Annotated in this window: 9 protein-coding genes; 1 reads left to right on the forward strand and 8 read right to left on the reverse strand. The window is 27.8% G+C overall.

The annotated features are described in order from the left end of the window. The 8 genes from GBZ86_RS10335 to pta form a co-directional block, all read right to left on the reverse strand. A partial coding sequence (locus GBZ86_RS10335; RefSeq protein ID WP_152890391.1) for an elongator complex protein 3 occupies positions 1 to 916 on the reverse strand: 916 nt, incomplete at its 3' end. Next, entirely contained in the window at positions 895 to 1,608 is a 714-nt protein-coding gene (gene rnc, locus GBZ86_RS10340; protein ID WP_422678920.1) for a ribonuclease III, read from the reverse strand. The genes rnc and GBZ86_RS10335, both read right to left, overlap by 22 nt. A 97-nt stretch (positions 1,609 to 1,705) precedes the next feature. Next, positions 1,706 to 1,939: an acyl carrier protein gene (gene acpP, locus GBZ86_RS10345; RefSeq protein WP_152890409.1), complete on the reverse strand. Its 234-nt coding sequence runs from the start codon at positions 1,937 to 1,939 to the stop codon at positions 1,706 to 1,708. 89 nt (positions 1,940 to 2,028) lie between these two features. Continuing rightward, a complete protein-coding gene (gene plsX / locus GBZ86_RS10350) occupies positions 2,029 to 3,033 on the reverse strand; it encodes a phosphate acyltransferase PlsX (protein ID WP_152890395.1) in 1,005 nt (334 codons plus the stop codon). A gap of 55 nt (positions 3,034 to 3,088) precedes the next feature. Further along, on the reverse strand, positions 3,089 to 3,274 hold the full coding sequence (gene rpmF / locus GBZ86_RS10355) for a 50S ribosomal protein L32 (RefSeq protein WP_152890397.1): 186 nt from the start codon (positions 3,272 to 3,274) through the stop codon (positions 3,089 to 3,091). A gap of 15 nt (positions 3,275 to 3,289) precedes the next feature. After that, complete coding sequence (locus GBZ86_RS10360; RefSeq protein WP_152890399.1) at positions 3,290 to 3,784, reverse strand: YceD family protein; 495 nt, start codon at positions 3,782 to 3,784, stop codon at positions 3,290 to 3,292. 124 nt (positions 3,785 to 3,908) lie between these two features. Then, on the reverse strand, positions 3,909 to 5,105 hold the full coding sequence (locus GBZ86_RS10365; RefSeq protein WP_152890401.1) for an acetate/propionate family kinase: 1,197 nt from the start codon (positions 5,103 to 5,105) through the stop codon (positions 3,909 to 3,911). Positions 5,106 to 5,167: 62 nt separating this feature from the next. Further along, positions 5,168 to 6,172, reverse strand: coding sequence for a phosphate acetyltransferase (pta, locus tag GBZ86_RS10370; protein WP_152890403.1), 1,005 nt, complete (start codon positions 6,170 to 6,172; stop codon positions 5,168 to 5,170). Positions 6,173 to 6,396: 224 nt separating this feature from the next. On the opposite strand from pta, the gene GBZ86_RS10375 reads away from it, so the two are divergent. Continuing rightward, on the forward strand, positions 6,397 to 7,614 hold the full coding sequence (locus tag GBZ86_RS10375; RefSeq protein WP_152890405.1) for a nucleotidyltransferase: 1,218 nt from the start codon (positions 6,397 to 6,399) through the stop codon (positions 7,612 to 7,614). Positions 7,615 to 7,689: the final 75 nt, after the last annotated feature.

A 7,689-nucleotide genomic window follows, 5' to 3' on the forward strand; every position in this document is an offset into this window, starting at 1 on the left:
TGGTATTTATTTTTATTTCTACATCTTCAGTATTATTTTTTATTATATTATATATTTTATTATTTAAATATTTGCTTTCTACTAACTCTCTAAATGCTGGATGAAAAGGCCCTGCTACAACATCTTTTCCTTCTGTAATATTATCTGTAGGTTGTAAGCCTATTCGTATAACTTTAACATTATTTTTTATGTATATATTATAAATTTTCATACATATATCTATTGCTTCTTCTAACGAATATGGCTTATAAACTCCTTCATAATACATTTCTTCCATAGGAGTATTTTTTATAGTTAAAGCTGGATATATTCTACATAAATCTGGCTTCATTGAAACTGATTTATTTGCAGTATAAAAATCCTTTTCAAAATTATCACCTGGCAATCCCACCATTATTTGGTGACCTAATATAAAATCTTTTTCTTTTATTAATTTTGAAGCTCTTTCTACATCATAAGTAGTATGCCCTCTTCCTGATTTTTTTAAAACATCTTCGTCTAAAGATTGTACTCCTAGCTCTATAATATCTACATTATAATATTTTAAATGTTCTAGTATATTTTCATCTATATAATCTGGTCTTGTAGATAATCTTATATAATCAATGATTTTTTTGCTTTTATACTCCTTAGCTACTTCTAGCAATTCCTTTTGCTTTTTTATATCAATAGCTGTAAAAGTTCCTCCAAAGAATGACAACTCTATAATTGAATTTTTTCTATCAATAGTTTCAAGATATTCTTCTATTGTTTTATTAACAAATTTTTCATCAACTTTATTTTCTAATGTATTTTTAGGTCCAACTATAATTTCTTTTTTTTCACCTGTAATTTTTCCTTGATTACAAAAAACACAGTCATGTGGACATCCTTCGTGTGGAACAAAAATCGGTATTATATAATGTTTTTTTCGCATTTTATTTCCCCTAATTTTTCAAGGGCTTCTCTAGCAGCATTTTGCTCACCCTCTTTTTTACTATAACCTGTTCCTTGCCCCATAAGTTTATTATCTATTAATACTTGAGTAAAAAACTTTCTTCTATGAGGTGGTCCTTCATATTTAACCAATTGATAATTTATACTTACTTCTCCATTCCTTTGAAGAATTTCTTGTAATCTAGTTTTAAAATCTAAAATTATTTCTTGCTTAATAGCTTTATCTATTGTATCTTTAAAATACTCAATTATAAAATCTTTTGCAACCTCTAATCCCTTATCTATATATATAGCAGCAATGATTGCTTCTAAGCAATCTGATTGAATAGAAGTTCTATCTCTTCCACCTGTTAATTCTTCACCTTTACTCATTCTTATGAAAGAACCTAATGATAATCTTTTAGCTACCTCAAAAAGAGAGTTCTCACAAACAATTAATGCTCTTATTTTTGTTAACTCACCTTCTGATTTGTTTTTATAATTGTTAAATAAATATTCTGTTATACAAAGCTGTAATACTGAATCTCCTAAAAATTCTAATCTTTCGTTATATTTTACATCTTTAAATTGATTAGCATAAGAACTATGTGTTAATGCCGTAATTAAAACACCCTTATTATCAAACTCTAATCCTAATTTTTTTTCAACTTCTTTAATATTCATTTCCTTCACCCTTAATCATCTCCTTAAGGTTTATTCTTCAGTTTGCTTTATATAACAAATTCAAGAATAAACTTAAAATATAAAATCCCGCTAAAGCGGGACTTTATTATTCTTCAGTATGTGTAGAAATATATTCTACTACATCTCCAACAGTTTTGAATCCTTCAGCATCTTCATCAGGAATTTCTACTTCTAACTCTTCTTCTAAAGCCATTATTAATTCAACTATATCAAGAGAGTCAGCTCCTAAATCATCAATGAAAGTTGATTCCATAGTTATCTCGTCAGCGTTTATACTTAGCTTATCAGCTATTATTTCTTTTAACTTTTCAAATATCATCATTTTCACCTCCTACATCAACCTAATAAGATATTATTATATATCTATCTTTACGTCAATATAAGTTACCATGTTTTCAGTATAAATTTTTAAATTTTATGATTTTTTTCTATTTCTAACTTAATTTTTTCTATTAAATTATTATTATAAAATATTCTAGTTTGTCTTATTGCATTTTTAAAAGCTTTTGCATCAGAACTTCCATGAGCTTTAACACATATTCCATTAACTCCCAAGAAAGGTGCTCCACCATATTCTTTATAATCCATTTTCTTTTTTAATTTCTTATAAGCTGGTATAAGAAATGGTACCCCTATCATTGAAATAGGTGAATTTTTTATTTCCTGTTCTATTAAAGATGTAATAGTAGATGCAACACCTTCATACATTTTTAAAACAGCATTTCCCACAAAACCATCACAAACTAAAACTTCTACATCTCCACTAGATACTTCTCTAGGTTCAACGTTTCCAATAAAGTTAATATTATTTTCTTCTTTTAATAATTTATACGCTTCTTTTGTTAATTCATTTCCTTTTTCTTCTTCTTCACCAATATTAATTAATCCAACTTTAGGATTATTAATTTCCATAACTGTTTTAAAGTAAATTTCTCCCATTTTAGCAAATTGAAGCAAATAAGGTGCTTTACAATCTACATTAGCACCAGCATCTATAACCATAAATGGACCATTTTTACCAGGCATAACAGGAGCTAACGCTGGTCTTTCTATACCTTTAATTCTTCCTACTATTAAAGTACATCCAGCTAAAAATGCCCCAGTACTTCCTGCTGAAATAACTCCATGGCATTCTTCATTTTTAACTAATCTTAAAGCCTTAACTATAGTAGAATCTTTCTTTTTTCTTAATGCCATAGCTGGATGCTCATTAGGAGAAATAACTTCCGTTGAATTTATAAGTTTAATTCTACTTTTATCATAGTCATATTTATCAAATTCTTTTTGTAAATCTTCTTCTTTACCAGTTATGTAAAGTTCTATATCATCAAACTCTTTTAAGGCTTCTACACAACCTTCTACAACTGCATGAGGTGAATTATCTCCACCCATACCATCAACAGCTATTCTCATAGTTTATCCCCCTTTTGCTGAATATAAAGAAAAGAAAGTCATAAGACTTTCTTTATTATTCTTCAACTGATGCAACTACTTCTTTACCTTTGTAATGTCCGCAGCTTTTGCATACTCTATGAGCCATTTTCATTTCATGGCATTGTGGGCATTCTACGATACCTGGTAAGCTCATTTTCATAGTTTGAGCTCTTCTTGAATCTCTTTTTGCTCTATACGTTTTTCTAGCTGGATTTCCCATTGTTACACCTCCTTATTACTTAAACAAGTCCTTTAACTTTGCCAATCTTATATCTACATCCTGTGTATTACAATTACAAATATGTACATTTAAGTCAGTACCACATTCATGGCAAAGCCCTTTGCAATTTTCATCACAAAGCTTTTTTATAGGTAAGGTTGAAATTACATTATTTACTATTATTTCAGTGATATCTAATTCATCACCTTCTACTAAAATAATAGAATCTTCTTCTTGGTTTGAATTATTAGTAAACTTTTCATTAATATCATTACATATATCATATGAAAAATGTTTTAAGCATCTTGAGCAGGCCATTTCAATTTTTCCAGTTATTTTTCCACTAATGATAATTACATCATAATTTGTTTTTATTTCACCGTTAAATTTTAATGGTTCTAAAACTCCAAATTCATCATGTTCAAATTGTATTTTTTTTAAATCTAAACATAAATCAAGTGCTTTTTTTCTTTCTCTCTTTGAGCATAATTCTGAAAATTTCAATTTCATAAAACATTGTAGCAAGTACTATTTACTAACTACTCTCACGCTCCTTAATAAAAGATAGGCCATTTCTAAATGACACATGTTTTATTATATAAATTCCTGTTTTAAAAGTCAAGATATTTTATAATTATTTAGTTACAAGTGCTAAAGTATCTTTAGCAATCATTAACTCTTCATTAGTTGGAACTATGTAAACTTTAACTTTTGAATCATCTTTGCTTATTTCAGCTACTTTTCCTCTTACATTGTTTTTAACTGCATCTATTTCAATACCTAAGAACTCTAATCCCTTACAAGAATCTATTCTTGTTTCTGCTGAATTTTCACCTACTCCAGCTGTAAATACAATAGCATCTACTCCACCCATAGTTGCAGCATAAGCACCTATAAATTGTTTTACTTTATAATGGAATATATCTAAAGCTAATTGAGCTCTTTTATTTCCTTGTGATGCCGCTTGCTCTATATCTCTAAAGTCACTACTTACTCCTGATACACCTAAAACTCCTGATTTTTTATTTAATAATTCATTAGCTTCTTCAACAGTATATCCTAATTCTTTTATTAAATATACAACAATAGCTGGATCTACATTTCCGCATCTTGTTCCCATAACTATACCTTCTAATGGTGTGAAGCCCATTGAAGTCTCAATTGACTTACCATTTTTAACTGCTGTTAAACTAGCACCATTTCCTAAATGACAAGTTATTATTTTTAAATCTTCAATATTTCTTCCCATTTCTTCTGCAACTTTTTGTGAAACATATTTGTGAGATGTTCCATGAAAACCATATTTTCTAACATGATTTTTCTCGTATAAATCATATGGTAAAGCATACACATAAGCTTCTTCTGGCATTGTTTGATGGAATGCAGTATCAAATACAACTACCATAGGAACATTTGGCATTAATGCTTTACAAGCATTTATTCCTATTATATTTGCTGGATTATGTAAAGGTGCTAATTTAGCACATTCTTCTAAATCTTCCATAACTTTATCTGTAACTAATGCTGATTCAGCATATTTTTCTCCACCATGTACAACTCTATGACCTACAGCATTAATTTCATCCATTGATTTTATAACTCCATGTACTGGATCAATTAAAGCATTTAAAACTAATTTAATTGCAACTTCATGATCTTTCATTGGTTGAGTTACTATATATTTATCTTTTCCTTCAACTTTTTGAGTTAATACTGAACCCTCTATTCCTATTCTTTCAACTAATCCTGATGCTAATGCATTTTCACTCTTCATATCAATAAGTTGATATTTTAAAGATGAGCTTCCGCAGTTTATAACTAATATGTTCATTACAAATTCCTCCTATAATTAAACGTTGATATAATTAAACATTTTAAATTTTTTTTATTTAATTATTTATCTGTAGTTTGTGCTTGAACTGCCGTTAAAGCTACAACATTAACTATATCATCAGCACTACATCCTCTTGATAAATCATTAATTGGCTTTGCAAATCCTTGACAAACTGGTCCTATTGCTTCTGCATTTGCAAATCTTTGAACTAATTTATATCCTATATTTCCTGCTTGTAAATCAGGGAATATTAAAACATTAGCATTTCCTGCTACCTTACTATTTGGTGCTTTTTGACTTGCTACCTTCTTAACTATTGCAGCATCTAATTGCATTTCTCCATCTATTAATAAATCTGGTCTTAATTCTTTTGCTTTTTCTGTTGCTGTTCTAACTTTAGTTACTAATTCATGATCAGCACTTCCCATAGTTGAGAATGATAACATAGCAACTTTTGGTTCCATTCCACATAATTTTTTAGCTGTATCTGCAGTAGCAATAGCAATAGCTGCTAATTGATCTGCATTTGGATTTGGATTAACAGCACAGTCAGAGAATAATAACATTCCTTCTTCTCCATACTGTGATCCTGGTACCATCATTATAAAGAAACTTGATACTACTGATACTCCTGGTGCTGTTTTTATTATTTGAAGACCTGGTCTTAATAAATCTCCAGTAGTATGAACTGCTCCTGATACCATTCCATCAGCATCATCCATTTTAACCATCATTGTTGCAAAATATAAAGGATCTCTTACTATTTTATCTGCTTTTTCTAAAGTCATACCTTTATTTTTTCTTAATTCATAAAATTCATTTATATATTTTTCTAATTTTTCAGATTTATTTGGGTCAACTATATTTACTCCTGTTAAGTTAACTCCTAAATCATCAGCATTTTGCTTTATTGTTTCTTCGTCACCAACTAAATAAGCATAAGCAAGCCCTTCTTCTACTATTTTTTGAGCCGCCATTAATGTTCTGCTCTCATCGCCCTCTGGTAACACTATTCTTTGTTTATCCTTACGTGCTACTTCCCAAATATGATTCATAAGTTCCATGTTCATTTCTCCTTTCAAAATCGAAGCGGATATTATACATTATATACTATACTCCTATATTACTCACATTTTCAATATATAATATTAAAATAAACGATTACATATAGTTTTTTTTATATTTGAAATTATCTGAATTTTCGTTATTTTTATTATATCTTTATTATTTTCACTTATTAAGTTATTATAATCCTATTATAAAAATTTTTTTAAAAGGGTGATTTAAAATGAACGTAACTGGCATAGTAACAGAATATAATCCATTTCATTATGGACATGAATTACATTTATCTCAATCCCAAAAAATTACTAATGCAGATATTATTATTTGTGTAATGAGTGGAAATTTTATGCAAAGAGGTACACCTGCCATAATTGATAAATGGAAAAGAACTGAAATGGCATTAAAAGCTGGAGTTGATTTGGTTTTAGAACTACCTACTATTTATTCAATTTCTTCAGCAGAATTTTTTGCATTTGGTTCAATTTCTTTATTAAATTCTCTAAATATAGTAAATAATATTTGTTTTGGCTCTGAAAGTGGAGATATAAAATTAATAAAAGAAATAAGTAAAATTTTAGTTGAAGAGCCTCTGCTATTTAAAAATTTGCTTAAAAGCAATTTAAATAATGGATTACCCTTTGCAAAATCTAGATGTAATGCATTATTAACTTATATAAAAAATTCAAATATAAATTTAAAAAATATTGATACTATAGAATCTTTTTTAAATTCTTCAAATAATATTTTAGCTATTGAATATTGCAAAAGCTTAATTAAATTAAATAGCAACATAACACCTTATACTATTAAACGTGAAGGTTCTAATTATAATGATTTAGATCTACCAGTTCATACATTAGCCTCTGCCTCTGCTATAAGAAATAATATTTATATTGAGAAAAACTTAGAAAGTTGCAAAAATTTTATGCCTAAATATAGCTTTGATATTTTATTTAATAGCACTTATCCAGATTTAAATAAAATGTTTCAGTTAATAAAATATACCCTTATAACTAATCCTACTATACTTAATGAAATTCCAGAATGCTCTGAAGGATTAGATAATAAGATATTAAATAATTTAAGTTCTGCTAAATCCCTTAATGAACTTATAATGTTATGTAAAAGTAAAAGATATACTTATACAAGAATTAGCAGAGTTTTATGTCAGTGTTATTTAGGAATAACCAAAGATATTTTGAATCTAAGAAGTACGGAACCAACTTATACTAGAGTTCTAGGTTTAAATTCTAAAGGAGCTATTGCTTTAAAAGAAATAAAGAAAAAATCAAATTTACAAATTGTTAATAAAATATCAAAATCTTCTCTTAATGATATGCTAAATTTTGATATTAAATCAACTAATTTATATAGTCTTATTAATTCATCTATATCTTTTAATAACGATTTTAAGCAAAGTCCTATAATTTTTAAAATATAATTAATATTTTTTTTAATATGTAAATATAAATACTATATATGATATTCAACTAGGAGGATGAGGCATGTATAGTAT

It is taken from the genome of Clostridium tarantellae, assembly GCF_009295725.1.
Classification (GTDB): domain Bacteria; phylum Bacillota; class Clostridia; order Clostridiales; family Clostridiaceae; genus Sarcina; species Sarcina tarantellae.